At 60.4% G+C, this 2,424-nt stretch carries 1 protein-coding gene; it reads left to right on the top strand.

Annotated elements, in window-relative coordinates; all coding sequences use genetic code 11:
- Positions 1 to 217: 217 nt before the first annotated feature.
- Positions 218 to 2,424: M12 family metallo-peptidase (locus ACH2EI_RS17970; protein WP_395161036.1), on the top strand; the 2,207-nt coding region annotated here is incomplete at its 3' end.

Below are 2,424 nucleotides of genomic sequence, written 5' to 3'. Positions count from 1 at the left end.
TCGAGTCCGTAATGGACTCATCGGAGCTGCAATGGTGCTGGCGTCTGTTGTTGGGGTCGCGCCTGGCAATGCTGTTGCTGCCGACACGCTGCAACCAGGTGCGGAACCGTTTGTTGATGTGTCTGCTTGGTCGGTCAATTCCGCACGTGCCCAAGCGGGTGCTGCAACGGCGAGCGGCCCTGATATTTCTCGTGGATTGACTTTCAATCGTGCCGCGATGCGTTCTGTGCTTGCTGATGCACCGGCGGATTCGAGCGGTGCCGGGTCGTTGACGATTGATTTGCCGGCGCCCGATGGGACGATGATGTCGTTCAATGTGTGGGAGTCAGCGATCATGGCGCCCGAGTTGGCTGCCGAGTTCCCTGAGATCAGGGCGTATGCCGGTCAAGGTATTGATGACCCGGCAGCGACGATCGTGTTCGACGTGACTCCGCATGGTTTCCATGCGCAGGTGTTGTCGCCGAGCGGCGCGTGGTATATCGATCCGGCTGCGATGGGTGACGATGTGATCCACGAGAGCTTCTTCCGCTCGGACCGTGGTAGCCCAGAGCAGCCGTTCATTGAGGGCAATTTCGAGGAACTCGAACAGCTTGAGCCGCGCAAGCCGCTCAGCGCTGCGGCGCGGTCGGCGGCGCGGTCGGGGACGCAACTCCGCACGCTGCGTACCGTGGTTACGGCAACGAGCGCATACACAGCGCTCAACGGCGGAACGCGTGCCAAGGCGCAGGCGTCGATCGTCACTGCGGTGAGCCGGGTTTCAGGGATCTACGTCACCGAGATCTCTACCCAGCTGCAGCTCGTTGCTGGCAACGAGAACCTGGTGTACGTGAGCGGTAACGGGGCCAATTGCCCCGACCTTCCGGTACCACCGACTTCGAAGCAAGACTGTGATCCGTTCACCAATTTCGACTCGCAAAGCGACGACCTCCTCGACAGAAATCAGGTTGTTGTCGACAGTTTTATCAAAGATGCCAACTACGACATTGGTCATGTGTTCACGGAAAACTCCGGTTTGGCCTCGGCCGGAGTCGGGGTCACCGGACAGAAAGCCAAGGGCACGACTGGTAACCAAAGCTCGAACGACGGATTCTGGGTCGATTTTGTCGCTCACGAGATGGGCCACCAGCTCGCTGCCAGCCACACGTTTAACGGCACGAACGGCAACTGTGAAGGCAATGCGGAGGACGACGTCACTGCACGCGTTGAGCCGGGGAGTGGTTCGACGATTCAGGGCTACGCAGGGATCTGTGGTGACGACGACCTGCAGCAGGCGAACGAAGGCCAGCTGGGTGACAAAACGAACGCATCAGACCCTTACTTCAACTCGGTCAGTTTTGATCAGATCATGGACCACTTCGCCACGGTCACTGTTGGCATGAAGCCAACGGGTAACAGCGTGCCGACGGTCGATGCTGGTTCGGATGTCACTATTCCGGCAAAGACACCGTTCTTCTTGACGGCTGCTGGTTCCGATGCGGACGGCGACACGTTGACGTACAACTTCGATCAGCGTGACGGCGGCACTCTGTCGGCATTGGACAAGCCAGAAATCTCGGCTGGGCCGCTGTTCCGTTCGTTCCTGCCGAGGACGGAGCGGACGTCGTTTTTCCCGCGTCTGTCTGAGGTTGCTAAAGGCAACACGAACCAGAATGGGCAGTGTGCTGCGCCAGACGGCAAGCGGGAGAAGGCGTTGTGTTGGTCGCAGTTCTTGGTACCGGCTGGGACGTCGCGGGCACTCAACTTCCGTGCAACTGTTCGCGACAATTCAGCGGCTGGTGGTGGCGTCAATTCTGATGACACGGTTGTCAAGGTGGCCGGAGCAGCTGGACCCTTCACGCTGACTGCCCCGAACGGTGGCGGGACTCTTTCGGGAGCTACCACGGTGACATGGGCCGTGGGCGGAACTGCCGCAGCGCCTGTCAGCGCGGCGACCGTCAGCATCCGGATGTCGACCGATGGGGGCTTGAGCTTCCCGACCGAACTCCTTGCCGATACCCCGAATGACGGGTCGCAGTCAGTGACACTGTCCAACGTGAACAGCAGCAAGGTGCGCCTGATGGTGCATTCTGGCAACTTCACGAGCGGAGCTGGGTTCTTCGACATCTCCAACTCCAACTTCACCACGACAGGCGATGGCACGACGCCGACTGCTGGCTTCACGTCGGTCAATCCGGCACGGTTGCTTGAAACTCGCGCTGGTCCGGGCTTGACGACCACTGATGGGCGGTTCGAGGGCGATGGACGGGTGGCCGATGGTGGGACCGTTGAGTTCAAGGTCACTGGTCGCGGCGGGATCCCTGAGGGTGCTGAGGCGGCGTCGTTGAACGTTGTTGCGATTTCTCCTGCGGGGCCCGGTTTTTTGACGGTGTATCCGTGTGATCAGCCTCGTCCGGCTCCGGCGGCGTCGGTCAATTACGACGGGGG

This window comes from Ilumatobacter sp. (genome assembly GCF_041688325.1).
GTDB lineage: Bacteria > Actinomycetota > Acidimicrobiia > Acidimicrobiales > Ilumatobacteraceae > Ilumatobacter_A.
This window is presented reverse-complemented; position numbering and strand designations above follow the sequence as displayed.